Origin of the sequence: Bradyrhizobium sp. AZCC 1588, assembly GCF_036924735.1 — a bacterium.
GTDB lineage: Bacteria > Pseudomonadota > Alphaproteobacteria > Rhizobiales > Xanthobacteraceae > Bradyrhizobium.
In genome coordinates, this window is the sequence record NZ_JAZHSC010000001.1 from 4,203,563 (window position 1) to 4,229,909 (window position 26,347).

Annotated in this window: 24 protein-coding genes and 1 tRNA gene; 11 read left to right on the forward strand and 14 right to left on the reverse strand. The window is 61.8% G+C overall.

Annotated features, from left to right (window positions below):
* The first annotated feature begins 25 nt into the window (after positions 1-25).
* A complete protein-coding gene (locus V1277_RS19690) occupies positions 26-676 on the forward strand; it encodes a LysE family translocator (protein ID WP_334376926.1) in 651 nt (216 codons plus the stop codon).
* A gap of 4 nt (positions 677-680) precedes the next feature.
* On the opposite strand, the gene V1277_RS19695 is transcribed toward V1277_RS19690, so the two are convergent.
* A complete protein-coding gene (locus tag V1277_RS19695; protein ID WP_334417728.1) occupies positions 681-1,433 on the reverse strand; it encodes a sulfite exporter TauE/SafE family protein in 753 nt (250 codons plus the stop codon).
* Between the two features lie 209 nt (positions 1,434-1,642).
* On the opposite strand from V1277_RS19695, the gene V1277_RS19700 reads away from it, so the two are divergent.
* Positions 1,643-2,536 carry a LysR substrate-binding domain-containing protein gene (locus V1277_RS19700; protein WP_334417729.1) on the forward strand — a complete coding sequence of 298 codons (894 nt, stop codon included), beginning with the start codon at positions 1,643-1,645 and terminating at the stop codon, positions 2,534-2,536.
* 36 nt (positions 2,537-2,572) lie between these two features.
* Here V1277_RS19700 and V1277_RS19705 read toward each other — a convergent pair whose 3' ends face one another.
* The 4 genes from V1277_RS19705 to V1277_RS19720 form a co-directional block, all read right to left on the reverse strand.
* A complete protein-coding gene (locus V1277_RS19705) occupies positions 2,573-3,541 on the reverse strand; it encodes a Bug family tripartite tricarboxylate transporter substrate binding protein (RefSeq protein WP_334417730.1) in 969 nt (322 codons plus the stop codon).
* 142 nt (positions 3,542-3,683) lie between these two features.
* Positions 3,684-4,463: a histidinol-phosphatase gene (hisN, locus tag V1277_RS19710; protein WP_334417731.1), complete on the reverse strand. Its 780-nt coding sequence runs from the start codon at positions 4,461-4,463 to the stop codon at positions 3,684-3,686.
* Positions 4,464-5,152: 689 nt separating this feature from the next.
* On the reverse strand, positions 5,153-6,040 hold the full coding sequence (locus V1277_RS19715) for an N-formylglutamate amidohydrolase (RefSeq protein WP_334417732.1): 888 nt from the start codon (positions 6,038-6,040) through the stop codon (positions 5,153-5,155).
* Positions 6,027-6,362: a hypothetical protein gene (locus V1277_RS19720; protein WP_334417733.1), complete on the reverse strand. Its 336-nt coding sequence runs from the start codon at positions 6,360-6,362 to the stop codon at positions 6,027-6,029. The genes V1277_RS19715 and V1277_RS19720 overlap by 14 nt, the downstream gene beginning before the upstream one ends.
* Here V1277_RS19720 and cpdR point away from each other — a divergent pair.
* Complete coding sequence (cpdR, locus tag V1277_RS19725) at positions 6,361-6,720, forward strand: cell cycle two-component system response regulator CpdR (protein WP_027539837.1); 360 nt, start codon at positions 6,361-6,363, stop codon at positions 6,718-6,720. The two genes, V1277_RS19720 and cpdR, sit on opposite strands and share 2 nt — an antisense overlap.
* A gap of 134 nt (positions 6,721-6,854) precedes the next feature.
* Positions 6,855-6,929 (forward strand) — tRNA-Val (locus V1277_RS19730).
* Between the two features lie 170 nt (positions 6,930-7,099).
* Here V1277_RS19730 and V1277_RS19735 read toward each other — a convergent pair.
* The 8 genes from V1277_RS19735 to V1277_RS19770 all read right to left on the reverse strand — a co-directional run bounded on the left by V1277_RS19735 (position 7,100) and on the right by V1277_RS19770 (position 20,044).
* A complete protein-coding gene (locus tag V1277_RS19735; RefSeq protein WP_334417734.1) occupies positions 7,100-8,866 on the reverse strand; it encodes an adenylate/guanylate cyclase domain-containing protein in 1,767 nt (588 codons plus the stop codon).
* Positions 8,867-8,983: 117 nt separating this feature from the next.
* Positions 8,984-11,041, reverse strand: coding sequence for a glucans biosynthesis glucosyltransferase MdoH (gene mdoH, locus V1277_RS19740; protein ID WP_442894587.1), 2,058 nt, complete (start codon positions 11,039-11,041; stop codon positions 8,984-8,986).
* 74 nt (positions 11,042-11,115) lie between these two features.
* Positions 11,116-12,573 (reverse strand): glucan biosynthesis protein G, encoded by a 1,458-nt coding sequence (locus tag V1277_RS19745; RefSeq protein ID WP_334417736.1) that lies wholly within the window; start codon positions 12,571-12,573, stop codon positions 11,116-11,118.
* Positions 12,574-12,742: 169 nt separating this feature from the next.
* Positions 12,743-13,216 carry a hypothetical protein gene (locus V1277_RS19750; RefSeq protein ID WP_334417737.1) on the reverse strand — a complete coding sequence of 158 codons (474 nt, stop codon included), beginning with the start codon at positions 13,214-13,216 and terminating at the stop codon, positions 12,743-12,745.
* A gap of 183 nt (positions 13,217-13,399) precedes the next feature.
* Positions 13,400-14,866, reverse strand: coding sequence for an MBL fold metallo-hydrolase (locus V1277_RS19755; protein ID WP_334417738.1), 1,467 nt, complete (start codon positions 14,864-14,866; stop codon positions 13,400-13,402).
* A complete protein-coding gene (locus V1277_RS19760; protein ID WP_334417739.1) occupies positions 14,779-16,077 on the reverse strand; it encodes a S8 family peptidase in 1,299 nt (432 codons plus the stop codon). The genes V1277_RS19755 and V1277_RS19760 overlap by 88 nt, the downstream gene beginning before the upstream one ends.
* Before the next feature lie 663 nt (positions 16,078-16,740).
* A complete protein-coding gene (locus V1277_RS19765; protein WP_334417740.1) occupies positions 16,741-17,877 on the reverse strand; it encodes a patatin-like phospholipase family protein in 1,137 nt (378 codons plus the stop codon).
* A gap of 442 nt (positions 17,878-18,319) precedes the next feature.
* Entirely contained in the window at positions 18,320-20,044 is a 1,725-nt protein-coding gene (locus tag V1277_RS19770) for an FAD-dependent oxidoreductase (RefSeq protein WP_334417741.1), read from the reverse strand.
* A gap of 347 nt (positions 20,045-20,391) precedes the next feature.
* Here V1277_RS19770 and V1277_RS19775 point away from each other — a divergent pair, with 347 nt between their 5' ends.
* The 3 genes from V1277_RS19775 to V1277_RS19785 all read left to right on the forward strand — a co-directional run bounded on the left by V1277_RS19775 (position 20,392) and on the right by V1277_RS19785 (position 23,077).
* The gene (locus V1277_RS19775; protein WP_334417742.1) at positions 20,392-21,453 is read left to right on the forward strand and encodes an amidohydrolase family protein; all 1,062 of its coding nucleotides are present in this window, start codon (positions 20,392-20,394) and stop codon (positions 21,451-21,453) included.
* Between the two features lie 81 nt (positions 21,454-21,534).
* Positions 21,535-22,647 carry an amidohydrolase family protein gene (locus V1277_RS19780; protein ID WP_334417743.1) on the forward strand — a complete coding sequence of 371 codons (1,113 nt, stop codon included), beginning with the start codon at positions 21,535-21,537 and terminating at the stop codon, positions 22,645-22,647.
* Positions 22,648-22,663: 16 nt separating this feature from the next.
* A complete protein-coding gene (locus tag V1277_RS19785) occupies positions 22,664-23,077 on the forward strand; it encodes a Rieske (2Fe-2S) protein (protein ID WP_334417744.1) in 414 nt (137 codons plus the stop codon).
* Positions 23,078-23,217: 140 nt separating this feature from the next.
* On the opposite strand, the gene V1277_RS19790 is transcribed toward V1277_RS19785, so the two are convergent.
* Entirely contained in the window at positions 23,218-23,817 is a 600-nt protein-coding gene (locus tag V1277_RS19790; RefSeq protein WP_334420413.1) for a TetR/AcrR family transcriptional regulator, read from the reverse strand.
* Positions 23,818-23,918: 101 nt separating this feature from the next.
* Between V1277_RS19790 and V1277_RS19795 the strand changes: the two genes are divergently transcribed.
* The 4 genes from V1277_RS19795 to V1277_RS19810 all read left to right on the forward strand — a co-directional run bounded on the left by V1277_RS19795 (position 23,919) and on the right by V1277_RS19810 (position 25,970).
* Positions 23,919-24,614 carry a PspA/IM30 family protein gene (locus tag V1277_RS19795; RefSeq protein WP_334417745.1) on the forward strand — a complete coding sequence of 232 codons (696 nt, stop codon included), beginning with the start codon at positions 23,919-23,921 and terminating at the stop codon, positions 24,612-24,614.
* A gap of 42 nt (positions 24,615-24,656) precedes the next feature.
* A complete protein-coding gene (locus V1277_RS19800; RefSeq protein WP_057841492.1) occupies positions 24,657-24,932 on the forward strand; it encodes a YiaA/YiaB family inner membrane protein in 276 nt (91 codons plus the stop codon).
* Between the two features lie 137 nt (positions 24,933-25,069).
* Positions 25,070-25,468: a hypothetical protein gene (locus V1277_RS19805; RefSeq protein ID WP_334417746.1), complete on the forward strand. Its 399-nt coding sequence runs from the start codon at positions 25,070-25,072 to the stop codon at positions 25,466-25,468.
* Positions 25,469-25,562: 94 nt separating this feature from the next.
* Complete coding sequence (locus V1277_RS19810) at positions 25,563-25,970, forward strand: hypothetical protein (protein ID WP_334417747.1); 408 nt, start codon at positions 25,563-25,565, stop codon at positions 25,968-25,970.
* Positions 25,971-26,347: the final 377 nt, after the last annotated feature.

Below are 26,347 nucleotides of genomic sequence, written 5' to 3' on the forward strand. Positions count from 1 at the left end.
GGGGAACCGTCAAATGATGATAGAGATGCTCGGCATTCACCAACTCTGGCTATTCATCCTTTCGGGCCTGCTGCTCAATATCACCCCGGGGCCGGACACGGCCTACATTATCGGCCGCAGCATCCAGTTCGGATGGCGCGGCGGGGCGGCTGCGGCGACCGGAATCAGTGCCGGCTGCCTCGTTCACGTGTTCGGCGCCGCCATCGGCCTGTCGGCGCTGTTGATGGCGTCGTCTGCGGCCTTTGCGGTCCTGAAATGGGTCGGCGCCGCCTATCTGCTGTTTACGGGTGTCCAGATGCTCTTGTCGCGTTCGCGCCCGCTGGCGGAGGCGGGAGTGGCAGGCAATGGCTCGGCAGGCAGCGAGACATCGCTTGCCCGCGTGTTCTGGCAGGGCGCCCTGACCAACGTGCTCAATCCGAAGGTGGCGCTGTTCTTTCTGGCGTTCCTGCCGCAATTCGTGGCGGCGGAGTCTGCTCACAAGACGCTGGCCTTCCTGGTGCTCGGCCTGATCTTCATCACCAGCGGCACGTTGTGGTGCTTTTGCATCGCCGCCTTCGCGGCCCGGGCCGCGGGCCGCATCCGGCAATCGGCCGGCGCGGTGGCCTGGATCAACCGCGCACTCGGCGGGCTGTTCGTCTATCTCGGTATCCGCGTGGCGATGCTGGAGGCGCGCTGATGCTTCAGCCGTGGATTTTCACGAAGGCGCTGCCGGCGAGATAGAGGCCGAGCAAGATCATCGCGATCAGGAACCAGCGGCGGAACACGTCCGGCTGCATACGATTCCGCACCGCCTGTCCGATGAACATGCCGGTAAAGGACGCCACCATCGCGACGGCGCCGGGCAGTGCAGTCGCCGCCGTCAGCAGGCCCGCGGCGGTGAGATTGAAGGCGAGCGCCACCGTGGCGACGGTAAAGAACACGCCGAGCGCCTGCACCAGTTCGTCCTTCTCCATCCCGATCGCCTGCAGATAAGGCATCGACGGAATCACCTGAACGCCGGTGGCGGCCGACACCACGCCGGTGACCAGGCCGACGATGCCGCCGATCCATTTCTCGTCGCGGCGCGCAACCTTGAAGTGGAGCTTGCTGAGACCGAGGACCGCGTAGATCACCAGCAGCGTGCCGAGCACGACGGTGCCATAGGGCGCGTAGGGCCCGGTCAACAGTCCCGCGTTCAGCCAGATGCCGGCGACGGTGCCGGCCATCAGCGGCCACAGCCGCCGCATGATGTCGCGCAAGTACGGGCCGCTGAAGGTCTGCCAGATATTGGTGACGATCGCCGGCACGATCATGATCGCAATCGCTTGCGCCGGCGGCATCGTCACCGCGAGCAGGCCCATCGAGACCGTCGGCAGGCCGAGCCCGATCACGCCCTTGATGAAGCCGGCCAGCAGGAACGCCGCGGCGATGAGAATGAGCAGGGAATCGAACATGGGCGGACATTGACCTATCGGCGTATCAGGCACAATCTGGAGATTACGGAGACAGCCTTCGGCTAGGGCGAAGGCTATCTGGCCTCCGTCATTGCGAGGAGCGATAGCGACGAAGCAATCCATCTATCCCCTATCCCCGTGCGGAGAAGTGGATTGCTTCGCTTCGCTGGCATTGACGGCCTGCTGCGAGTCACGCCCAGGATTTCCCCATGCGTTTCGATCTGGTCGATCTTCAGCTTTTCATCGCGGTCGCCGAGGCCCGCAGCATCACCAATGGCGCGCAGCGGATCCATCTTGCGCTGGCGTCGGCGAGTGAGCGGATCAAGGGCCTGGAAGAAGCGCTCGGCGTTTCGCTGCTGAGGCGCGGCCGCCGCGGCGTCGAACTGACGCCGGCCGGCGAAAGCCTGCTCGACCATGCCAGGATCGTGCTCCACAATGTCGAGACCATGCGCGGCGATCTCGCCGACTTTGCCCGCGGCATGAAGGCCACCGTCCGCTTGCTCGCTAACACGTCGGGACTTTCGGAATATCTGCCGAAGACATTGGCGGCCTTTCTGGCGGCACATCCTAACATTTCGATCGACGTCGAGGAACGCGAAAGCAGCGACATTGCCCGCGCCATCGTCATCGGTGCCGCCGATCTCGGGCTTGCGGCCGAACACGCGCTTGCAGACAATATCGAGCGGATGCCGTTCAGCGAAGACCGGCTGGTGCTGGTCGCCGCGCGGAACGACGAGTTGGCTAATCGGCGGCAGGTCGATTTCGCCGAAGTAGTGGAGCGCGATTTCGTCGGCTTGATCAGTTCGATCGCGCTCCATGCCCATGTCAGCGGACACGCCGCGCGTCTCGGTGCGCGGCTGCGCTTTCGTGCACGGCTGAACAATTTCGATGCGATTAGCCAGATGGTCGCCGCCGGCATCGGCATTGGCGTGATGCCTGAAGTCGCGGCAAAGCGATGCGCGCGATCGACGAAGATCAATGTCATCAGGATCAGGGACTCCTGGGCCAACCGGCGGCTCGTGATCTGCGCCCGGAGCTTTCGGGCGCTGCCCAAGCCGGCGCAGCAATTGGCCGAGCACCTCCGCAAATCTGCGCCACGTTGAGGAAAGCGAATGCTGAACGTCTGGGATGGCCCGGCGTTACTTGCCGGTGGCGAGGCCGGCAGCCTTGATGACGCGCGCCCACTTTTGGGCCTCGGTTCCGATGTAGTCGCGAAAATGCCCCGGCGTGTTGCCGGCAACCGTCAGGCCTTGATCTGCAAGCTTCTGCTTCACCTGCTGATCGTTCATCGCCTCGTTGGCGACGTGGTTCAGCGTGGCGACAATCGCCTCGGGCACTCCGGCCGGCGCGATCATGCCGTACCAGTTTTCGATCAGGAGATCCGGCATGCCGACTTCCGCGGTGGTCGGCACGTCAGGTGAGGTGGGCGCACGTTTCGGCGCGCCAAGGGCAATCGGGCGCAGGCTGCCCGCCTTGATATGCGGCAGCAGCACCGGCAGATCGAGGAACGCCATCTGCACCTGCTGGCCGAGCAGATCGTTGATGGCGGGCGCAGCGCCCCGGTAGGGCACGTGCACGATGTCGATTCCCGCCGTCAGCTTGAGCAGTTCGCCAGCAAGATGCGGCATGCCGCCGACACCGGCGGAAGCGAAATTGAGTTTCCCGGGCTGTGCCTTGGCGAGCGCGATCAGTTCCTTCATATCACCAGCGGGCACGTTGCTGGCGACGACCAGCATTTCCGGCACTGTCGTCACGAGCGTGATGGGCGCGAAATCCTTCGCCACGTCGTAGGGCACCTTTTCCATTGTCGGATTGATGACCAGCGCGCTCGCGCTCACGATTCCGATCGTGTAGCCGTCGGGGGCTGCCTTTGCGATCGCATCGGTGCCGAGCACGCCGGCCTGGCCGCCGCGATTGTCGATCACGACCGGCTGCTTCGTGATTTCCGACATGCGCTGGCCGACCAGCCGCGCGATGATGTCGTTGGGACCGCCGGCCGGGAACGGCACGATCAGCTTGATGGGTTTGCTCGGGAAATCCTGCGCTGAGGCCAGCGTCGGCAACAACAACAGCGTCAGTCCGGCAAGCAGCTTGCTCAGCGGTCTCATGAGTGCTCCCCGATCCCGCATCTAACGTGCGTGTTCAGGGCATCGTACGCGATGAACCGCTCGATGCAAGGTTGCACGGGAGCAAAGCAGCAGTTCGTCGGTACGCGCGCGTCTTACCGAACTCTGGGTGACGTGGCCGTCTCTAGCTGTTCAGCAATTTCAGCGTGGCCTCGTGTACCCGGGCGTCGCCGGCGGCGACGATGCGGCCACCGCTCTGGGCGGGTCCGCCCTCCCAATTGGTGACGACACCGCCGGCCCCGGTGACGATCGGGATCAATGCCGCGATGTCATAGGGCTTGAGTTCGGTCTCGACCACGAGGTCGAGATGGCCGGCCGCCAGCATGCAGTAGGAATAGCAGTCGCCGCCATAGCGTGACAGCTTCACTGCATTTTCGACCCGGCCGAAGATCTCGCGGTCGGCGGCGTTCATCAGCAGCGGACTGGTGGTGAAGGAGGTCGCCTCCTTCAGCGATGCGCAGCGGCGCACCGTCAGCCGGCGCTCGCCGGATGGCCCGGAATAGTGCGCCGAGCCGCTATCGCCGGAAAAGCGCTCGCCGATATAGGGCTGGTTCATCATCCCGAACACCGGCATGCCCTTGTGCAGGAGCGCGATCAGGGTGCCCCAGATCGGAAAGCCCGCGATGAAGGACTTAGTGCCGTCGATCGGGTCGAGCACCCAGACATATTCGGCATCCTCGCGCTCGGTGCCGAATTCCTCGCCGACGATGCCGTGCTGGGGGAAATTGGCCTTGATCAGGCGGCGCATGACGGCTTCGGCGGCGCGGTCAGCCTCGGTGACCGGATCGAAATCGCTGGCGCTCTTGTTGTCGATCGAAAGTGAGGTCCGGAAGAACGGCAGGATGGTCTCGCCCGAAGCGGTAGCAAGGCGCCCGATAAAGGCTGTAAAATCGATGACCGTCACGGCTGTCCCTTACCGCACTAGAAATGCCGTCTCTTGCCCATAGCGTTTTCGAGCGAAGTGGATACCGGTTCGCGTGAAGAAAACGCGTCGAAACAAGAAGCTAGAGCTTCGGTTCTGATTCAATCAGAACCGAAGCTCTAGCCCAATCCGGGCTGCCGCGCATCGCTAACGGCACGTTATTCCCATTCGTCTTGCGAACAGACTTTCGAATCGCTTTCGAAAAGGCTTCGTTTCAGGCGTGGATTTTTGGTTAGCCCGGCCATCACGAAGTCGCGAGTTTTGGCATACCAGCACTGCAGTAAGTACGGAACTGACGCATATTAATCTGTAAGCCCTTGATATTTCTTAACTAAAATGTCGGATCCGCCAGTGTTGCCGATTCGCCAGACTGACCTGGGTTGCACCGGAAGAGGTCCGAAAACTCTTGCCTTTTGTGCAGCGCGGTCGCATATTGTTGCGGTGCGGTAGCGCCTCGCGCTATCGCTGCCCTCCTTGGGCGTTTCCTCCCTAGACTTGGGCCGCTTGTTCATTCAAGCGGCCCTTTTTTCTTTTGGGGTGCCACGTCATTCCGGGGCGCGAAGCGAACTATGGTGCGCAACTGCGCACCTGAGAATCTCGAGATTCCCCGATGCGCAATTGCGCATCTGAGGTCTGGTCCTTCGGACCATCCCGGAACGACGACGCAGCCTCTACTCCGCCGCCGCCTGGAATGGGCCGAGGTCGCCGAGCGGGACCCGTGCCAAGGCTTCCGCGAGCGCAGCGAAATCGGTGACCACCTGGGCAAAGCGGGGACTGCGCTCCCTGCGCCGCTCATCCATGTAGATCGCGCGGTTGAGTTCGAGCTGCACGGTGTGCAGGCCGCTCGCAGGGTTGCCGTAGTGCTCGGTAATGAAGCCGCCGGCATAGGGCTTGTTGCGGCCGATCGAATAGCCGAGCCCGCTCATGATGTGCTCGACGACATCGGGCAAAAGGCTCGCGCAACTGGTGCCGTAGCGATCGCCGATCACGATATCGGGCCGCCGCGGCTCATCTCTGGACACGCCGACCGACGGCATCGAGTGGCAATCGACCAGGATAACGGTCCCGAACGCCTGATGGGCCTTGTTGATCAGCCGCCGCAACGCTCGGTGGTACGGCTTGTAGAGCGCCTCGATCCGCCCCAGCGCGTCATCGACGGAAAGCCGCTCGCGATAGATTTCCTGCCCGTCGCCGACCACGCGCGGGATGGTGCCGAGGCCGCCGGCCACCCGCATCGAGCGGGTATTGGCAAAGCTCGGCAGGCGGCCGGTGAACATCCGTGGATCGAGTTCATAGGGCTCGCGGTTCACGTCGACATAGGAGCGGGGGAAATTGACCCGCACCGTCGGAAAGCCCTGGTCGCTCAGACCGCCGATCAATTCGTCCATGAACGAATCCTCGGACCGGCGCAGCGCGGCGAGGTCGATCCGGGAGGCGTTGAGGAATTCGGTCGGGTAGACCGAGCCGGAATGGGGCGAGTTGAAGATGATCGGCGCCCGCCAATGCTGCGGCTCCACGATCTCGAAGGGAGGCGACAGTTCGCCATCAAACTGGGTCATCGTCGGGCGCCGTCCCTTGAATGTCCGCATTTCCCTTCGGCTGGCCGATCATGCGACCGATTCTGCCGGAAGGGCAGGGCGTTGTAAGGATGCATTGTCCGTAATCGTAATCATTCTGCCAAGCGAAAAAAGCCACCGTTCTCCTGGAAGGTGTCGTAAACGCCTGAAAAGCGCCGCGTTGATCGATCCAGATGCGCGCCGCTACAAAAATAGCGCCGCCCGCTGCCGCCAAGAAGCCGTTACCTTTCACCCGAAATTTACCCTCTGTCGGGCTTAGTGGGCGCAATGATCCTCCAAGCCAGGTTCGACGACTGAACGCCATGCACAAGATCCTCCTCGCTGAAGACGACAACGACATGCGACGTTTCCTGGTCAAGGCGCTGGAAAACGCCGGGTTTCAGGTTTCGCCCCACGACAACGGCATGTCGGCCTATCAGCGGCTTCGTGAGGAGCCGTTCGAGATGCTGCTGACCGATATCGTGATGCCCGAAATGGACGGCATCGAACTGGCGCGCCGCGCCTCGGAACTCGACCCCGACATCAAAATCATGTTCATCACCGGCTTTGCCGCGGTCGCCCTGAATTCCGATTCGGAGGCACCCAAGAACGCCAAGGTGCTGGCCAAGCCCGTTCACCTCCGCGAACTGGTCAGCGAAGTGAACAAGATGCTGGCGGCCTGATTCGGCGGCTATTTCGTTCAAAAAGGCACCAGAAATTAGTCCCGAGCATCCTTGCCCGGGCGCTTTGGAGCCGATATACGGACCCCACCCAATACGAATAAAGCTGGAGCGGGATGACAGGTCATCCCATTCTGGGGCGCGTAGCTCAGCGGGAGAGCACTACCTTGACATGGTAGGGGTCACAGGTTCGATCCCTGTCGCGCCCACCAGCCTTCGCTTGCTTCGCAAGCTACGGCTCGGCAAGCCACCCTCAGTCCTATCGTAGCGAAGCAAGCGAAGGCTGCCACGGCGAAGCCGCTTGGCGAAAGCAGGCTCTCCGTCGCGAGCTACGGGCCGGCAGCATCAAAACTTCATCCATCGCGATCTGATCCTGCCGACCTCACGCCGGTAACCCGGCCTTGAGGAGGCCCGCCTCGTGACGTGCCCGATCGGCCTCGTGCTTGTAGTGCTGGGTCGCGAGATAGGCGGCCACCGAGAAACCCGGCTCAAGCTTGATGACCTCTGCGGCATGCGCGCCGGCCGCAACGGCGTCGCCCATCTGCGCGAAGATGGCGGCGAGGAAGGCGTGATGGGTAAAGTCGGGCCGCGTGATCCGCGCGAAAGCCTCGGCGGCTTCGGCAAATTTCTCCGCGCAATAATACGCCCGACCGAGGTGGCTCCAGAAGCGCTCGGGGTGGAACGGGTTGAGGCGCATCGCCTTCCTGATCCAGTCGATTCCTTCTTCCGGCCGCCCCAGCCAGGTCAGAAATTCGCCCTGCTGCACCACGACGAGATCGTAGTTGGGATTGAGTGCGAGCGCCCGCTCCTGATGATAGGCGCCCCTGTCATGATCGTCGCGCGTCAGGTTCACCGCGGCCAGGATGCGGTGAACGTCGCTGTCATTGTCATCGAGCGCCAGCGCGATCTGCAACTCGGCAGCCACCTGCTGGAAGGTGGCGTCGCGATCTTCGCACCATCCATAGGTCCAGGTCTGCCCCAGCACGCAGGCCTTCCAGGCATGGGCGTGCGCATAGTTCGGATCGAGCGCGATGGCGCGGTCGAGCAGGATCTGCGCCTGCGCATTGTCTTCGCGCCGCGAGCGGTGGTGCAGCACCTTGGCGGCGAGCACGCACTCATAGGCCGCCATGTTGTCCGGCCGCTTGCGCTTCGCCCGTTCCTGTGTGGCGGCCTCGACGCGGCCGGGAAGCGTGGCAACGATCGCTCCGGTCACCTCGTCCTGGATCGCAAATATATCCTCGAGCTTGCGATCGTAGCGTTCGGCCCAGACATGCCGGTCGGTTTGCGCGTCGATCAACTGCACGGTGACGCGAACGCGATCGCCGGCTTTGCGCACGCTGCCCTCGAGCACATATTCGACGTCGAGTTCGCGCGCGACCTCCTGCACCTTCACCGCCTTGCCCTTGTGCACGAAGGTCGAGTTGCGCGAGATGATGAGCAGGTCGCGAAACCGCGACAGCTCGGTGATGATGTCCTCGGTGAGGCCGTCGGCAAAGAATTCCTGCTCCGGATCGCCGCTCATGTTGACCAGCGGCAGCACGGCGATGGATGGCTTCCTCGTCGTGATTCCGGTCGCCGCGCCGTCCTTGCCGCTTGCATGCGCCTCGGCTGCATCCAGCGCGAGGCGCACCCGGAAGACGTGAATCGGGCGGGTGATGTTCTTGACGTTCTGGTTGCCGAGATCCTCAAAGGCGATGTCGTCAAGCCGGTCGCCGACCTGATCGCGCACGGCGCCCGAGACGCAGATGCCGCCCGGCTCGGCGAGCACTTCGAGACGCGCCGCGATGTTGACGCCGTCGCCGAAAATATCGTTCTCCTCGATGAGGATGTCGCCCAGATTGATACCGATGCGGAACTGGATCCACCGCGCCGGCGACACGTCGGCATTGCGCCGCGCCATCCGGCGCTGGATCTCGGCGGCGCACGATACCGCATCAACGACGCTGTGGAATTCCACCAGCATGCCGTCGCCGCTGGTCTTGATAATGCGGCCCCGGTTCTTGGCGATGGAGGGATCGATCAGCTCGAGCCGATGGGTTTTCAGGCGTGCGAGTGTCCCTGCCTCGTCGACCTCCATCAGCCGGCTGTAGCCGACCATGTCGGCGGCAAGGACCGCAGCGAGTCTTCGCTCGGGGCCGGGCGCTTCCATTTTTGCCTCGCTGACGGGTAGTCTAGCAGAATTGCCAGATTGGCCAAGGTTGCGCCGCGGGTGATCCGGTCCGATCAAGGCTAGCTCAGGTTGCAGTGACCCGAATGAGGCCGGATTTCAGGCCCGATGGCGGGGTAGCGCCAGCAGCGCGGTGAGGGTCGCAGGCGCATTGAGCACCGCGAACTTCTCGCGCTGGCTCAGATACCCCGCCGCTTCATCGAACGTTTCGGCATCTTCGATCTTCGCGCGCGCGATCGCGAGATGCGGATCGACGTCGCCGCGCTTCCGCGGCTTCTGTCCGGAGAGGTTGTTCAGGTGTGCTTCGAGCAGGCGAGCATCGTCGAGCAATTCGCGCAGCGGGCAGGGGAGCGACGAATGCGGCACGCCCGCGAGCCCGTTGGCGCGCGCCAGCACCGGCGGCGGGGCCGTCTGCTCGGGAGTCCTGAACAATCCGGACCTGCGGTTCGCACCCGGCGATGACGACAGCATCGCGATCGGAATGGAAAGCAACAGCCCGAGGATCACCGGCGTCATCCACAGCAGCAACGACAGCGACACGGCATAGGCGCTGATGGCCATGGCGATGCCGATCAATGTCGGCACTGAATAGGTGCCGAGGATGTCGCGCTGCGCGACTGCGCCATCATCCCGGCGCTGAACCTGCCATCCAGCGTCGCGCCCAAACAGGATTTCGCCGACAGCGGACGACTGGAAGATCATCATGACAGGCGCGGTCAAACCGGAAAGGATTGTCTCGGCACCGATGCCGCCAAGCACCAGCAGGCCGCCGCCGAACTTCCTCCGCGTGTCGCGATCGGCAAGGAGCACGATGAAGGCGAGCAGCTTCGGCACGATCAGCATTCCCATCGTGCCTGCAAATACCCATGCTGCCAGGACCGGATCCTGCGCCGGCCATTGCGGAAACAACGAATATCCTTTCGGAAAATATTCGGGCCGTACGAACTGCGCTTGCAACGAGACCAGGATTCCGAAAACAAGAAAGATCAGCCAGAGCGGCGCGGTGAGATATGATCCGATCCCCGTCAGCAGATGAAGCCGCGAGACCCAGTGAAAGCCGCGGGTCGGCAGCAGCGCCAGATGCTGCAGATTGCCCTGGCACCAGCGACGGTCACGCGCGGCAAAATCTGAAAGCGTGGGCGGAGATTCCTCGTAACTGCCGCGGAGCGCCGGCGCCATATGGATGGCCCAGCCGCCGCGCCGCATCAGCGCCGCCTCGATGAAGTCATGGCTCATGATATGCCCGCCGAACGGCTTGCGTCCGCGGAGTTCGGGTAGCCCTGCATGTTGCGCAAAGGCGCGGACGCGAATGATGGCGTTGTGGCCCCAGTAATTGCCCTCCGAGCCATGCCACCATGCGATCCCCGCGGCCAGCATCGGACCGTACAGGCGGCCTGCGAATTGCTGCCAGCGCGCGAACAGCGATCTTGCATTGACGATGACCGGTAGCGTCTGAATCAGCGCGGCCTTCGGATGCGCCTCCATCGCGGCAACGAGCCGAACGATGCTGTCGCCCGTCATCAAGCTGTCGGCGTCCAGGATCAGCATGCATTCATATTTGGAGCCGAACCGCCTGACCCACTCTTCGATATTGCCCGACTTGCGCGCGATGTTCTCGGGGCGGTGGCGATAGAAGATCGCGGCGGCGCTGCCGACGTCCTGCCGAAGCTTGAGAAAGCACTTTTCCTCGGCGATCCAGATCGCGGTATCGGTGGTGTCGCTCAGCACGAACCAGTCGAACTGCGCGCCGTGTCCGGTCTGTTCGACCGATTCATAGATCGCGCGCAATCTTGCCAGCACGCGATAGGGGTCCTCATTATAGGTCGGCAGCAGCATCGCGGTGCGGCTTTTGATCGCGGGCAGGGGCGCACTGGCGTCGATGCCGAGCTCATCCCTCCTTCTCATCAGCAGCACGAAGAAACCGCCAAGCGCCGACATGAAGGAGAAGGCGATCCATGCAAACAGCAGCACGAACAGCGCAAGGATGATCGACTCCAGGACCGTGACACCGCCGACCCGGAGCACCCGGTACATCTCATAACAGCCTGCCGCGGTCAGGATCGCCGTGCCGGTCAGAACGAAGGCGCGCCGGATCCACAGCGGCGCAAAATCGGGCGCTGGCGGCGGCTCGAACCGCCGCAACGCCTGCACCGTCATATCCGTCGGCGATTCCGGAGGAAGGAAATCGGTCGGCGGGATATCCCGCCTTCCGGGCGAGCCGCCGGCTTTCGTCAAGGTGTCCATCGATAAACCCAGACCTCCGATACCGCCTCTTCGTTCTGCATGAGCGATGCGCGGAGTTCGACCGGGGTCTTTTCCTTCAACAACTCGAAGCTCAATCGCCAGCCGCCTGTCGCCGGGTTTGGCTGGGTAACGATGTTCTGGATCTTCGCCTTCTCGGCCGTCACGACACCGCGCAAGCTTTTCGGATCGACCGATTTCAGCCGCTCGCCGGTCACGTCGAGCACGAAGAGCGTAGCGTTGTCGCCTCGTGTGCCGATCCCGGTTCGGGAAAATCGCGCCAGTGACGTCGACTTTGGAGCATCCGGCCCCCAGTGCAAACGGTAAGTGTAGGTGTGCTCGCCTTTGGCCGGCAACGCCGCTTTGGGGCGCCAGAACAATGCGATGTTGTCGTGAATCTCTTCCTTGGTCGGGATTTCAAGCAGCTTCACCTCGCCTTCACCCCAATCGCCGATCGGCTCCGCCCACAGGCTTGGCCGGCGCTCGAAATTCGATTCCAGGTCCTGGTAGGCGGAAAAATCCTTCTGACGCTGCATCAGGCCGAAGCCGCGTGGGTTGAGATCGGCAAACGAAGAGACCTGAAGGTCGCGCGGGTTGTGCAGCGGCCGCCAAAGCTCCTCGCCGCGGCCGTTGAAAACCGCCAGGCCGTCTGAATCATGGACCGACGGACGGAAGTCTTCGACGTCCTTGCGGTCGTTCGACCCAAAGAAGAACATGCTGGTCATCGGCGCGAGGCCAGCATGCGTTAGATCGACGCGCGGATAGATCGCCATTTCCACGTCGAACACGGTGGTGTCGCCCGGGCGGATGGTGAAGCGGTAGGCCGCGGCGGCGCTCTCGCTATCGAGCAACGCGTGCACAACGATGGAGTTGGCGCCCGGCGCCGGCTTCTCGATCCAGAACGTCTTGAAGAACGGGAATTCTTCGCCCTTGGCCTCGCCGGTGTTGATGGCGAGCCCCCGTGCCGAAAGACCGTACAATTGTCCCTTGGCAACGGCGCGGAAATAGCTTGCGCCGAGAAAGACGCAAACTTCGTCATAATAGTCGGGCTTGTTGATCGGCGCATGAAGCCGAAAGCCGGCAAAGCCGAGATCGACTGCCGGGCCGGGTGGCTCCAGCTCGCCGAATGAAAACAGGTCGGGCCGGTAGGCGATTGGTGTCGCCTGGCCGTCCTTCACCTCGAAGAGGTCGACCCGGTTCTTGTAGAAAAATCCGCGATGGAAAAACTGCACCTCGAATGGCAATTTTTCGCCGCGCCACAGCGCGCGGTCCGGCAAGAACCGGATCGCCCGATAACGGTCGTAATCGAGATTGGCGAGATTGTCGGGCAACTTCTCGCTTGGCGCCTGGTAGGGTTTGCTTGCGAGGTCGCGCGCCATTTGCCGGACGATGGATCGATCGAACGGCGCAGGCTGGGCATGGGCGGCGGACAAAAGCCCGGACGCCATGCTGGTTACCAATGGTAACGCAGAAGCTGCGAGGAAATCCCTGCGATTCACGAAACAACCTCGCGGTTACTGACGCCACCCTCGGCAACGCAGCGCGCACCGGACGGTTCCCCGCACCGGAATAGAGCTGCCGTTTTTTCCGATTGCCTAAGATCCGGTCACGAGCGCGCTAGCTTCGCAGCGTATGGCTTATCCGCGTGACCACGTCGTCCCACTGGCGTTTTTCGGAGACGGGATAATTGATCAGCACGCAGTCCAGGGTGCCGTTGCCGCGGTTGCAGCGGTTGTACCAGATCCGGTCCTTGCGAATGCTGGACACAACGAAGAAATCCGATGTGATCCGTTTATAAATGATGCCGGCAGGCGGCCGCATCTTGGCCAGGAACGTGGCGGGCGAATCGTTCTGGGCATTGGGAACGGACTGCACCGTCAGGTCGGCACGGCGGTCGTCGGTGAAAAAGCGTCGTCCTGTGCCGCCTTCCGGCGGTCCGGCGTCGACGGTGAAGATCGAGACCGGCATGTCGACGCTGGTCCCGGTGCTCGCGATCTCGTATCGCCGCCATTCCGCGTCGCCGGCAAAGGCGAGGGCGGGAGCAAAGATTGCGGCGATGGCGAGGGCGGTGGCGAGGAGCTGCGCGCGCATGGAACGATCTCCGGTTGGATCAAGACACAATCTAATCGATCGACGTTCGTTCCACCGCATCGCCGGCTGGTGCAAATCTCGCCTGCGATATTCCGTTCCGCTGTGTGGCCCTCGGGTTCTGACGCCGGCGAAGCCGGAACGGTGTTAGCCGCTAGCTTCATCGCTCGGGTCCGCGTGGGCGGGTCAATTGGCCAGCTCCGGCCAGGAAGCCGCCAGCGGATCGCCTAGATCGATAATATGCGGCTTCTTCTCGTCGACAATCCTGAGTTTCTCCTTGAATTGTGGATCGGCATCGAAAAGCGCCAACAGACTGTGATCTTGCGCCGACCATTCCTCGCGTACCGTACCTTTTCCGCTCTTCTTCTTACGCGCGATCTGCTTGTTGCGTTCCTTGTTCCAGTCATCTTCGCGCAGCCGGTCTATTTCCTTCAACGGATACGTTAGGTGTATCTGGTAATTGCCATCCTTGCGCGCCTTCAGCAGCATCTCGATGCTTTCCCGTTCCGGATTTCCGTGTTGGCCGTCGCCCGAGAACACATAATGCTTCGCGATGATGCGCTTGAAGAAATCCTTGTCGAGATTATTGGAGCTTCCGTGATGCGGCACCTTGAGAAGATCGACTTCGATCTTCGTGCCGTTGTCCTGGTCGAGCTTGCCCGCCAGTTGCAGCCCCTTGAGAATCTTGTCGCCCCTCGCATCCCCGGTCAGCAGCATCCGCTTCTTGTCTGCCTCCACGAGCACTACGATGCTCGACAGATTGGGAACGGATTTGTCGACATAGGCGGCGAGAGCCTCTTCGGCCGTCTTTCCTTGCTTCTTGAGATCATCAAGCCATTTCTGATGGTCTTTGTGCAGCGCCTGAATCTCTTCAAGCATGGGGCCGATGACGGTGACGTCCAGCGAATTGGCTATCCTGATCGGCGCCTTGCCTTGTGGCGCGACGATGAGTTTCCCCCCGAACTCGGCGTTGCGCCCATAGCCGAGCCGCTGGGCGTCCTTTCTCAGCCGAAAGCCCTGCGCGATGCTGGCGAGTACCTTCAGGGAACTTCCAACCAGTTCCGCATCCGCGGCGTCATTGCCTCCGGGATTCTGGTCGATGAAGATATCTTCCACGTTTCCGACTTTTTCGTCGGACAGCTCGACCGCTCCGGTGCTGGCCTCCGTCTTGAATGTCGCGTTCACCCTCGCCGTCAATTCCGCCGGCTGACCGCCAATAATATCGTCAAAGCTGTTGTGCCACAGGCTGAACACGTTCAGCAGACGCGGCTTGTGCGTCTCCACATTGGCGATTTCTTCCTTGGTGAAATCCAGAATTCCCTGGATATGATCGTCGTCCACATGACTTACCATCAGCACGTCGATCGGCAGCGGATCGTTCTTCTTGATCTTGCGTGCGTTGCGGATTTCTATCAATCTCGGCTTGAGATGCGGCGCATAGACCGACTTGGGTCCGCCGTCGATCATGATGAGCCCGGGCTCCTGCTCGGTGCCGAAGTGCAGCAGCAGGCAATCGCCCTTAAGTGCCCGCCGGACGTCCAGACTGAAAATCATGGGCAGCCTCCTCAAATACTCTGAAAAGCCCTGAGCACATCCAGCAGCCCGCTGCCCTGAAAGCTGCGCTCGCGGCCGAGGTCGGTCGCGGTTTCGCACAATATCTTCTTGACCTTGCGCGGCTGCTTGATGAATTCCGGATATCGCGCCATCAGCATCGCCGCAGCGCCGCTGACATGCGGTGCGGCCATGCTCGTTCCGTCGAGGTCGCCCCAGCCGTCCCGGAAAGGACCGTGGATGCGCTCGCCCGGCGCGACCAGATCGGGCTTCAATCTTCCATCCCCGGTCGGACCGCGGCTCGAGAAAAAGCTGACGCCGTAGGTATGCGGCAGGGATCGATGCGTCGATCCGACCGTAATCACGCCGTCGGCATTTCCGGGATCGGTGATGCTGAACGCGGCATAGCTTTCGAACGCACCATCGGTAGTCGTAAAGCTCTGAAAGCCGTAGTTTCCGGCAGCCGCGACGACTACCACGCCACTTTCGACCAGATGCTCGCATTCCTCGCAGATCGGCGTTCGGCCGCAGGCGTAATTCCGCACATCGTGCTTGATCGAAAGACTGAGGTTTGCGCCGTGAATTGAAATATAGTCGTGGCGCTCGTTCAGATGCCTGATGTACTGCAGGGCGGCGATAATCGCGAATTCGGTATCTTTCTCGTCGCTGTTTTGCGAAAGCACCCTGAAATCGTACAGCTGGATATCAGGACACATCCCGTCGATCCTGTCGTCTTCCGCAACGGCCTTGGTTCGCTTTTGAGGTGCCCTGGCGCCAATGATGCCGGCGACGTGCGTGCCGTGATCGCTTACCGATGGGCGCGTGTCGACCTTGATTTCGATGAACGGCTCGACCAGCTCCCAATGAATCGGGCGTTGCGCCCTTGCATCCCTGGACAATTGAACGAGGTTCGAGATCAGCTTGGCGCCGGCCTGTTTCAGTTTCTGCCCTTCGGGCAGTTTGTGCCCGTCCGGCAGAAGCTGCTTGAGCTTAGCCTGCTGTACTTCCGGATCTTCGTTTTCGTTGAAGATCCTGAGGTTGTCGAGGTTGACGATCTTGCGAAAGTTGCTGAAATCGAAACTGGCAACGACCCTGGATTCCTTCCCGGTCGCATCCTTGAAGCATATGTGATCGCCCTGAATCCCGGAATCGATGACGGCCCACGCGATCTCTGCGCAATTGACCGTGAAGAGCAGGCGGGCGGCGTCCGCCTTGACTGAAGGGACGGATCGAGCGACCGCCCATATCGGCGCGCCGATTGAGCGAAACCTGATAGACGAGCGAATCTTTCCATTGCTTGCGCTGGTTTGCATCGTTCTGTTCTTGGCGACTGAGAATCTCGGAGAACAAATCGGTCAGCAGGCGCGCAATGTCGCCTTTTCCTGCCTTGATCGCGGCAGCCAGTTCCGCCGGTTTTGCATCAGGTCCGATCGTGGTGGTTTGGGCCGCCCAAAGAATAATGCCGGCGAGTGCGGCGTAGCGATCGAGTGCCGTCAGCATTCCGGCCGATTTCTTGGTTGTCTTGGGATCGCTCCAGTGTTCCGCCATTTCCTGAACTGTATCCAGAACGGCGTTGATGCGTTGACTGCCGCTTGCGGCCTGCAGATAGACCGCCATATCGCTTTGAATGCGCGCGCTGCTCCACCAGTTCGTCGTCGGTACGATGACGCGCAGCACCTCGTCGAAGTACAGCCGTGCGGCGATTACACCCTGCAGATAGGCGATTTTTCGAGGCTCGCGACCACTCGCGTTATGCATCAGTCGATCGTGATCGACTTCGTCATCGATCCAGTTTGCGACGAGGCCTGCTGTATTCGTCTTGTACGGTGTGATCAGCAGCTCCCGCGGTCCAGCCTCGCTTGCATACGCGATCCAGACATCGCCCAGAATCGGCGAGTCCTGCAGCTGACGGCGATCACCGGTCGGTCCAAGCAGAATGTATTCGGCCAAGGTCCTCGGAATGAGCACCGTCATGGTCAGACCTTTGATGCTGGAAAGGGAAACTCGTCAGGTGTTGGCAACGCAGACTGGAAATGTTTCCGGATCGCGGCATCGCATACTGCATAGCCCCAATTGATCAATCGCTCCTGCAATTGATCGTCCATAGCTTGCAACCGGGTGGGCGTTTCGGCGAGCCGCATGGTCGCATCGAACGGACAAGTCAGGGCGTCTGCCAGTCCGTAATCGAGAATGTTGGTCCGAATTCCCCAATAGGCTCCTGAACGAGTATGTTGTTTGAAGGAATCGATCACCTGACGTTTCCGCAGGGATCGCACCTGGTTATCGACGAGATCGAGCACGCGATAGGCGTGATTGCCCCAATCGGCTTTCGGGCTTTCTTCGGCCTGAAGTTTTCCGCCAGCGTCGCTCACCAGGATTGTGCGGTAGCGCTTCCAGGCGGTCTCCAGACCCAGATTGTCGTAGACGCCGCCATCCGAGAGAACGGCGTTCGTTGTGAACGGAGGTCGCTGCAGGTCGGATCCCGACTTCGGCGTGAATGCGCTATCGTTCAGCTTGATCTCGACGGGAGACAGCACGGGCGGAAACGCGGAGGAAGCCGCAACAGCTTTCGACAGTCTGATGGTGGGCTTCAGGACCTCGCCGACCCGGTAGTCGCGCATGTACGGCTTCGTGAAGCGCCACAACGCGCCGGACTGCACGCTGGTCGCGTTGATGACAAAACTCGGCTTGTCCGGAAGATCCTGCAGCGTGGCCGAACCGAACAGGTGCTTCTCATACGCTGCAACGACACGGTCGCTCACGCGCCCGGGCAGGAGCAGGCCCAGGATGACGGCCTTGACGTCGATGGTCGTTCGCCCGAGCGCGCGCAGCGGCTCGACGAATTCCTGACGAAAGAGTGGCATGTCCGGGGTTTGGTTCCCGGTAAGCCTATTCCATTTGAGGGCGAGCAGCCCCGCGGTGACCGAGCCGCCGGAGACGCTCGATATGCGATTCACCTTGTGAAGGATACCTGTCTCATAGAGGCGCCAAAGCACGCCGATATGAAAAATCATCGCGCGATAGCCTCCGCCCGAAAGGCAGAGTGCAGTGCCGTCCTGCGGGCCACCCTCGGCCGCTTCGTCACCAATGGATTGTACGGGTTCGTCTACCATCGAAGCCAGCCCCTCGGGTTTTCGGGTTGCTAAAGTTTGGTGCTATCGATAGGACGGCGCAGCGGGTGGTCGCCGCCTGCCATGCACTGCGATTCAACGTCGCGTCGCCTGAATCACAAAGCGGGCAACGTGGAGCGGAATTCTGCGCGCGCATGCCCGATCGCTTGCCGGATGAGATCGCGTGGCTGTGTGTACGCGGAAGGAGCATGAATTACCTGCCCCACTACCAAATGAAATGGTGCGCAGTTGTATCTATAAAGAATAATTCTTTTAATTGAGCGCCATGAAATGTTGATTGTCAATGTGGTGTCGCACACATTGGTCCGGAATTTTTTTGCCGACACATGGAGCCGGCGCGTCCGACGTGTGCTGCAGCTCTGCTGCTGCAGGGGCTTCGACTGTCGCTGCGCCTTTTCTCATCAGATCCCGCCGGTAGGGCCGTTCATCGCGTGGCGGTCTCGGAAGCATTTGCCGCGAGGTGCTTGCCCGCGATATATCCAAACGTCAGCGCGGGGCCGAGCGTGATACCGGCGCCGGGATAGTTGCCGCCCATGATGCTCGCCATGTCGTTGCCGGCGGCGTAGAGGCCGGTGATCGGCTGGCCACGTTCGTCGAGCGCGCGGGCATGCGCGTCGGTCTTGATACCGGCATAGGTGCCGAGATCGCCGACCACCAGCTTGATCGCATAATACGGTCCGTCCTTGATCGGCGCGACGCAGGGGTTCGGCCCGTGCAGCGCATCGCCCTGGTAGCGGTTATAGGCGCGCGATCCCTTGCCAAACGCAGGATCGCGCCCCTCCGCGGCCGAGGCGTTGAACTCGGCGATCGTCGCTTCGAGCCCCTGTCGATCGATGCCGGTTCTATCGGCCAGTTCAGCCAGTGTAGCGCCGCGCTTGAGGTAGCCGGTGGCGAGATGATGGCGCAGCGGCATCGGAAACGGCGGCACGCAGCCGAGGCCGTATTTTCGCAGCGCGCGGTGATCGCACAGCAGGAACGCGGTGATCTCCTCGTCGGGTTTTGCAGCCTTCACCATTGCCTGCACGAAGTCATGATAGGAATTGCCTTCATTGGCAAAGCGCCTGCCGTCGCGCATCACCGCGATGACGCCCGGTTTGGCGCGATCGATGAAATGCGGCATCACGCCCTTGGAGCCGTCCTTGCGTTCGGTGATGGAGACCGGCACCCAGGCAGCCGCGTTCGGCAGCGTATCCTCGATGCGGCCGCCGGCGGTCTCCGCCAGGCGCAATCCGTCGCCAGTGTTGCCGACAGGGCCGGGCGAAAAATGCTCGGCGCCGGTGGGCGCGTGCGGAAACATCGTCTTGCGCCTCGCCGCATCATGCGGAAAGCCGCCGCAGGCGAGCACCACGCCGCGTTTGGCGATGATACGCACCAGCTTGCCATGGCGCTCGACGATCGCGCCGCGCACCGCCCCATCCTCGACGATCAGTTCGTGCACGGGCGAGGACAGCCACAGGGGAATTTTCAAGTCGAGCGCGGATTTCGCCAGCCGTCCGGCCAGCGCATTGCCGTTGGTCAAGGTCATGCCGCGGCCGTGGCGCATCACGTCCATCAAATGCTTCGACAGGCGTTTTGCGACGTAGATCGCCGAGGTCAGCGATTTGGTCGCCCGCATGAAATGGATGATCTCCTTGCCGGAGCCCAGCATCATGCCGAACACGGTGAGTTCGGGGAGGGGATTGCCGAGATCCTCGATATGCTCGCCCAGTTCGCGGCCATCGAACGGCCGCGTCACCATCGAGCGACCGCCCTGCGCGCCGCCGGGGGCTTCCGCGTGGTAATCCGGAAAGGTCAAGGGCATGTCGAATTGGACGGCCGTCTTGCTGGTGAAAAAGTCCACCGCTTCCGGACCGGCGGAGAGAAACGCATCGACGCGCGCGGCATCAAAACTGTTGCCGGCCTCGTGGCGTAGATAGGTCTTCGCCTGCTCCGGGCTTTCCTCGATGCCCCACGCCTTCGCCAGCGAAGTGCCGGGAATCCATAGCCAGCCGCCGGAGCGGGCAGTGGTGCCGCCGAAGCGCAGCTCCTTTTCGACGATGAGAACGTTGAGCCCGTGATGCCCCGCGGTGACCGCTGCCGACATCCCGGCACAGCCGGAGCCCACCACCAGCGCGTCGCATTCGTAGGTCTCTTGTTCGTTGCCGGCCACGCGATCCGTCCTTGCTTCCTTGTTCTCGGGCGGACATTTGGGTTGGGATCGATTGACCTGTCAATCGCGGGCACTTCCCTTCTCCCCTTGTGGGAGAAGGTGCCTTCGCGCAGCGAAGGCGGATGAGGGGTTCTCTCCGCGGAGACAGACCCCTCATCCGTCTCAATCGCGCCTTGCGCGATTGATCCACCTTCTCCCACAAGGGGAGAAGGGAAACACGGCGTGCATCCAGAGCAGGGCGGCCTTTCGGTAAAGCGCTTGCCCCGACCGAGCATCGGCGGCACATTTGTCGGTGCGACATCAAGATCGCCAAGAATTCGTCAAGAACCAGTATCCGAGGAACCTCCATGGCGGCCACGCGGATCGACTGCGATATCCATCCCTCGGTGGGCGGCACCCGCACCACGCTGCTGCCGTATCTCGACGACCACTGGAAGGAGCAGGTGGTCAGCCGCGCCATCGATGGCCTCGATCTCAACTCCTATCCGCCCAACATGCCGTTCTCCAGCCGCGCCGATTGGCGGCCGGCCAATGGCAAGCCGGGCAGCGATCTCAAGATGGTGCAGCGCGGCGCGTTCGACCAGCTTGGTTCGAGCCACGCGATCTGCAACGTGGTCTATGGCGCACAGGCGGTATTCGATTCCTACATGGCGGCCGGTTTCTGCAAGGCGATCAACGACTGGATCGCGGCCGAATGGCTTTCGAAGGATTCAAGGCTGAGCGCCTCGATCGTGTTGCCCTTGCAGGCGCCGGATCTGGCGGTCGAAGAAATTGAGCGCAGAGCCAGCGACAACCGCTTCGTCTCCGTGCTGGTGCTGGCGCAGGGCGAAACGCTGCTCGGACGTCGGCACTACTGGCCGGTGTGGCAGGCGGCCGCGAAGCACAAGCTGCCGGTCGCGATCCACGCCGGCAGCGCCTATCGCACCGCGCCGAGTTCGATCGGCTGGCCGTCCTATCGCTACGAATATTATCTGGCCGAAGCGCAGGCATTCCAGGCCCAGGTGCTCAGCCTGATCTATGAGGGCGTGTTCGGCAAGTTTCCCGATCTGAAGGTGGTGCTGATGGAGTCAGGCGTGAGCTGGCTGCCGGCCTTCATGTGGCGCGCCAACAAGACCTGGCGCGGCGTCCGCGTCGAGGTGCCCTGGGTCGAGCGCGAGCCGGCCTCAATCATCCGCGACCATGTCCGCGTCACCATGCAGCCGTTCGATGGCCCGCCCGATGCGGCTGGCGTCGCCGACATCATCGAACAGATCGGTTCCGACAAGATGTTCCTGTTCGCATCCGATTATCCGCACTGGCAGTTCGACGGTGACGATCCGATGCCGCCGCATCTGCCTGATAGCATTGTCTCGCGTATGTGTGCCGACAACCCGCTGGAGACCTTTCCGCGGCTGAAGCTCGCCGCGTGAATACAGCATGATCCGGAAAAGTGGGCACCGGTTTTCCGAAAAGATCATGCTCAAACAAAGAGTCTACGCAAGGAGGATCGCATGAGTGACGTCATCGACCGCCCCATCCTCGCCGAGCAAGTCGCCGCGCAAAGCCGGCTGCGCATCATCGATTGCGACGTGCATCCGAGCATTCATGCGCATGCCGATATCGAGCAGTTCATGCCGAAGCGCTGGCAGGAGTACTTACGCACCTACGGCAGCCATCTGCGCACGCCCTATATCGGCACCACACCCTATCCGCGCTCCTCGCCGCTGATCGCGCGCCGCGACGCCTGGCCGCCGACCGGCGGGCCGCCGGGCTCCGATCTCGATTTCATGCGCAAGCAACACCTCGATCCGCTCGATATCGAGTTCGGCATTTTACAGGTGCTCGATCTCTTCATCTTCTCGCAGCAGAATCTGGAATTCGGCGCCGCGATCCAGCGCGCCATCAACGACTGGCAGCTCGCCTTCTGGTCCGATCGCGAGCCGCGGCTGAAGGCTTCGATCCTCGCCGGTCAGGACGACACGGAGTTCGCGATCGCCGAGATCGAGCGCTGCGCGAAAATCGGCCGTTATGTGCAGATCAACGTCTGCCCGCGCGCCAACGAGCCGCTCGGCCGCCGCCGCTATTGGCCGATCTATGCCCGCGCGCAGGAGCTCGGGCTGCCGCTCGGCATTCATGTCGGCGGCTATGGCGGGCATGCGCCGACCGGCGGCGGCTGGCCGTCCTATTACGTCGAGGAGCACCAGTCGAACGCGCACACCATGGCCGCGCAGCTTACGAGCCTCGTGCTCGAAGGCGTGCCAGAGCGCTTCCCGAACTTGAAGATCGTCTTCATCGAGGGCGGCTTCGGCTGGATTCCATCTGCCACCTGGCGCATGGACCGGCACTTTGAGGCGTTCCGCAGCGAGGTGCCGCATCTCAAGCGCCGTCCGTCCGAATATGTGAAGGAGCATTTCTGGTTCACGACGCAGCCGATCGACGAGCCCGATGAAGCAAAGCATCTGCGCTCCCTGATCGAATGGGTCGGCGCCGATCGCCTGCTGTTCTCGTCGGACTACCCGCACTGGGATTTCGACGATCCACGCTACGCCTTCAAGACGCCGCTGACCGAAACCGAGCGCCGGAAAATCTTCAACGGCAACGCGCGTGCGCTCTACAAGCTCTGAGTAACGACAGGATCACATGGCCCGCCACATCGTCGCCCGCACGTCCGATATCCCGCCCGGCGGCAACAAGGTCTTCGGCGTCGAGGGCCGCGACATCGTCGTATTCCACGTCAATGGCGAGTTCTTCGCGTTGCTCAATCGCTGCCCGCACGAGGGCGCGCCGCTGGAAAAGGCCGCCTGCGTGGCGCGGCTGACCTCGCCGGAGCCCGGCATCTACCAGCGCTCCCGCGTCGGCGAGCTCCTGCGCTGCCCGTGGCACGGCTGGGAATTCGACATGCGCAACGGCCAGTCCTGGTTCGATCCGCAACGGGTCAAGGTGCGCTCCTATCCGGTCGCGGTCGAGAGCGGCGGGGAGCTGCAGAAGGGGCCTTACGTGGCCGAGACGTTTCCGGTGCATGTCGAGGACAGTTACGTCATCATCGAGACGTGATGCTCTGTAGGGTGGGCAAAGGCGCACTTGCGCCGTGCCCACCATCGAAGACTCCGCTCGTGATGGTGGGCACGCTTCGCTTTGCCCACCCTACGATTCTCCACGTGCGGCGCGGCATGTGATCCGTCAGCCTGAGAGGCTTAAGCAGCCAGCCCATCCACCATCGCGCCGACGATGGTCGCAATCTCCTTGCGCAACGCCTCGACTGGCACCGCGATCAGCTTCTGCTCGAGGCCGAGCAGCACCATGCCGTGCACAGCGGAGAACAGGCTGCGTGCCGTCACGCCGAGTTCGCCCTGCGTTCGTTCTGGAAACAGCGTGGCCAGCGGCTGATAGATATGGCGGAATAGATTCATCTGTTCGCTGATTGCCCAATCCGGCACCGGCTTGCCTGACGCCATGCGGTGTTCGAACAGCGCACGCCACAGTTCGAGATTTTCGGCGGCGAAATCGCAATAGGCGACCGCGATGCGGACTAGCGTCTCGCGAGGCGAGGACGGTCCATCGTCTTCGGCAGCCGTGAGTGTGGCGTCCAACCGCGCCAGCGTGCGCGACCCCACCCGCAGGATCAGTTCGTCCACGTCTTCAACGAGATTGTAGACCGCGCCGTTGGCGATGCTGATGTCCCGCGCCAGATCGCGTGTCTTCAGACCCGCTAGACCCCCTGCGGCAATCCGTCGCTCCGCCGCTTCAATCAGGGATTCCCGAAGTTTGGCTCGTCTTTCCAATGCCTTAGACATCATTTTCCGATCCTGAGCAACGCTCAAAATAATTCTTGAGCAACGCTCAAAATATGCTACAACCATTTCATGAGCAATGCTCATAACACAGGGAGCTACCAATGTTCAAAACTGTTTTGACGCTTTTCCGGGGCAGCGTGGCTGCTGCGGGAGAAGAACTGGAAGACCGCTCGGCGCTTCTCATTCTCGATCAGCAGATGCGCGACGCCGCCGCGGCTGTCGAACGTTCCAAGCGCTCGCTGGCGCTGGCGATTGCGGGCGACCAGCAGGAGGGTCGCCGTCTCGACGCCACCAATGCCCGGATCGCCGATCTCGAAGTCCGCGCCACCGCCGCGCTCGATGGCGGAAGGGAAGATCTCGCCCGCGAAGCGGCGCAGGCGATCGCCAATCTGGAGGCCGACCGCGATGCCGCGATGACTGCGCGGACGCTGTTTGCGTCTGAAATCACGCGCATGAAGCGCCAGGTTGCCAATGCCGAGGCGCGGATTACCGAGCTTGATCGCGGCCGTCGCATCGCCCGCGCGTCAGAAGCGGTTCGCGCGCTGCGAAGGGGCGGGGTCGAGGCGGCGCGGCCTTACGAATCCACGCTGCCGGAAGCGGAGAACACGCTGAAGCGTCTGCGCGACCGGCAGATCGAGGCCCAGGCCGCCGCCGACGCCTTGATCGAACTCGATGTCGCCAGCGGCCCGCTGGCGACCGCCGAAAAGCTCGCCGAACAGGGCTTTGGGCCACGCCTGAAATCAACCGCGGACGACGTGCTCGCGCGGCTGAACGCCAAACGCACGCAAGCTGCCTAAAACTGAACTTGATCGATTAACTCATATCAACAGGAGATTATCATGAACCAGAATGTTCAACCCCACAGCGGTGCCTGGGTCACCTTCACCTACGTTTCGTTCGCCGCCTCGGCCTTCATGGTCGCCGTCGGCGTGTTCTTCCTGCCGCTCGATCTCTGGATCAAGGGCTATCTCGCAATGGGCATCGTCATGCTGGTGCAGTCCTGCGTCACCCTGACCAAGACCGTGCGCGACATGCACGAAAGCGGCAAGCTGGTGAACCGCATCGAAGATGCCAAGGCCGAACGGCTGCTGATGGAAGTTTCCAAGGCCGCTTAGTTTCCAAGGCTGCTTAGTTTCCAAGGCCGCGTAACCTGTGACGCGGTGCTGGCGAGGGCGGGCGGCGGGTGTTTCGGCAGCACCCGTCGCCCGTTACCGGGGACCGATTTCACGCCGGCAGGCAAAGGATGACTTCGATGAAAAGAGCGTTCGTATTCCTGGTGTTGGCTCCAGTAACGGTGTTCTTCGCGGCGTTGATGATATGGGTCGCTGCAGATGGCCCGAGACACCTTGATTTCGCATGCGTCGTGGCGGTGGTTCTATCTATCCTCACCTTGCCGATGTCGGCGATCAGCTGGATATCGGATGAATTTCTGGTCAGCGCGTTTCCAGTTTCCTTGCGGGTGTACCTGATCGCGATGGTCGGAGCGACGGCTGCCACCGCCGAGACTCTCGCTGTGTTCAGCAGTCTGTTTCCGCCATCAATCGTGATGACATTGGCCATCGGCGGCGCCATTGTCACGGCCGCATGTTCGTTGCTGTCGAATGACTATGGCGGCCGGCAAGGACATCGCTTTGAGCAGGCCGGTGCGTGAAGACAGCCCACGCGGCAGCATTCGCCATTTGCTTGTCCGTTAGCCGCTCGACTGACGATCGCACGAGCTTCGCGTTGCAAAAGGACTAATTTCGATGAAAAGAACACTCGTGTTCCTGCTGCTGGCTCCGGCCTCGATGTTCTTCATCGCCTGGTTTATGCACGCCGATCCGAACGCAAAATCTCCGGGCTTCCTACCATTCGTTGCCATGGTGTGGTCCTTCCTCAGCCTGTCTGCTTCGGCGATCACTGGGCCGGTCGACGGATATCTGGCCCGCTCTTTGCCAATAGTTTTGCGGGCGCCCCTGACAACTATCGTCGGCGCGATGGCCGGAGCAACGGTGGGCTGCGGCTTCGCCTTCATTGCGTTCCGACTTTTGCCCCCGCCATCGGTGCTGATCTCGTTCACCGTCAGCTGCGCTGTCGTTATGGGCGGCTGCTCGTTATTGTCTCACGATCATGGCCGCCAGCGACCGACATCCACCGGACCGGCTGGCCTATGAAATAAATAAGGTGCTGGGCCAATCTGGCGGGCGCCCCACCGTTCCCTCTCATCATTATTTGATGCCGGCGTTCAATGTATCGTTTACTCTGCCACAACCTGAAGGTGATAAAATCACAACTCATTAACTGACACGGGCGCAGAAAGCGCATCGAGGATGCCAAGGCCGAACGGCTGCTGATGGAAGTTACCAAGGCGGCTTAGTTATCTAGGCTGCATAGTTTCCAAGGCCGCGTAGCCTGTGACGCGGTGCTGGTGAAGGCGGGCGGCGGATGCTTCGGCATTCGCCGCCGCTTGCCTGTCTTGCAGGAAGGTTTGACGCAGCCAACACATCGTTTACCCTGCGGCGACCTTAAAAGTGTCGCACTCATGGCTCCT

Excerpts from the sequence above, each read along its gene's own strand:
- V1277_RS19805 (WP_334417746.1), top strand. The coding sequence starts at position 25,070 with ATGAAAAGAGCGTTCGTATTCCTGGTGTTGGCTCCAGTAACGGTGTTC.
- V1277_RS19790 (WP_334420413.1), bottom strand. The coding sequence starts at position 23,817 with ATGTCTAAGGCATTGGAAAGACGAGCCAAACTTCGGGAATCCCTGATT.
- V1277_RS19720 (WP_334417733.1), bottom strand. The coding sequence starts at position 6,362 with ATGGCGTTCAGTCGTCGAACCTGGCTTGGAGGATCATTGCGCCCACTA.
- V1277_RS19800 (WP_057841492.1), top strand. The coding sequence starts at position 24,657 with ATGAACCAGAATGTTCAACCCCACAGCGGTGCCTGGGTCACCTTCACC.
- V1277_RS19785 (WP_334417744.1), top strand. The coding sequence starts at position 22,664 with ATGGCCCGCCACATCGTCGCCCGCACGTCCGATATCCCGCCCGGCGGC.
- cpdR (WP_027539837.1), top strand. The coding sequence starts at position 6,361 with ATGCACAAGATCCTCCTCGCTGAAGACGACAACGACATGCGACGTTTC.
- V1277_RS19775 (WP_334417742.1), top strand. The coding sequence starts at position 20,392 with ATGGCGGCCACGCGGATCGACTGCGATATCCATCCCTCGGTGGGCGGC.
- V1277_RS19700 (WP_334417729.1), top strand. The coding sequence starts at position 1,643 with ATGCGTTTCGATCTGGTCGATCTTCAGCTTTTCATCGCGGTCGCCGAG.
- V1277_RS19750 (WP_334417737.1), bottom strand. The coding sequence starts at position 13,216 with ATGCGCGCGCAGCTCCTCGCCACCGCCCTCGCCATCGCCGCAATCTTT.
- V1277_RS19760 (WP_334417739.1), bottom strand. The coding sequence starts at position 16,077 with ATGCAAACCAGCGCAAGCAATGGAAAGATTCGCTCGTCTATCAGGTTT.
- V1277_RS19745 (WP_334417736.1), bottom strand. The coding sequence starts at position 12,573 with ATGGCGTCCGGGCTTTTGTCCGCCGCCCATGCCCAGCCTGCGCCGTTC.
- mdoH (WP_442894587.1), bottom strand. The coding sequence starts at position 11,041 with ATGACGGTGCAGGCGTTGCGGCGGTTCGAGCCGCCGCCAGCGCCCGAT.
- V1277_RS19690 (WP_334376926.1), top strand. The coding sequence starts at position 26 with ATGCTCGGCATTCACCAACTCTGGCTATTCATCCTTTCGGGCCTGCTG.
- V1277_RS19715 (WP_334417732.1), bottom strand. The coding sequence starts at position 6,040 with ATGACCCAGTTTGATGGCGAACTGTCGCCTCCCTTCGAGATCGTGGAG.
- V1277_RS19795 (WP_334417745.1), top strand. The coding sequence starts at position 23,919 with ATGTTCAAAACTGTTTTGACGCTTTTCCGGGGCAGCGTGGCTGCTGCG.
- V1277_RS19810 (WP_334417747.1), top strand. The coding sequence starts at position 25,563 with ATGAAAAGAACACTCGTGTTCCTGCTGCTGGCTCCGGCCTCGATGTTC.
- V1277_RS19705 (WP_334417730.1), bottom strand. The coding sequence starts at position 3,541 with ATGAGACCGCTGAGCAAGCTGCTTGCCGGACTGACGCTGTTGTTGTTG.
- V1277_RS19735 (WP_334417734.1), bottom strand. The coding sequence starts at position 8,866 with ATGGAAGCGCCCGGCCCCGAGCGAAGACTCGCTGCGGTCCTTGCCGCC.
- V1277_RS19765 (WP_334417740.1), bottom strand. The coding sequence starts at position 17,877 with ATGGTAGACGAACCCGTACAATCCATTGGTGACGAAGCGGCCGAGGGT.
- V1277_RS19695 (WP_334417728.1), bottom strand. The coding sequence starts at position 1,433 with ATGTTCGATTCCCTGCTCATTCTCATCGCCGCGGCGTTCCTGCTGGCC.
- V1277_RS19780 (WP_334417743.1), top strand. The coding sequence starts at position 21,535 with ATGAGTGACGTCATCGACCGCCCCATCCTCGCCGAGCAAGTCGCCGCG.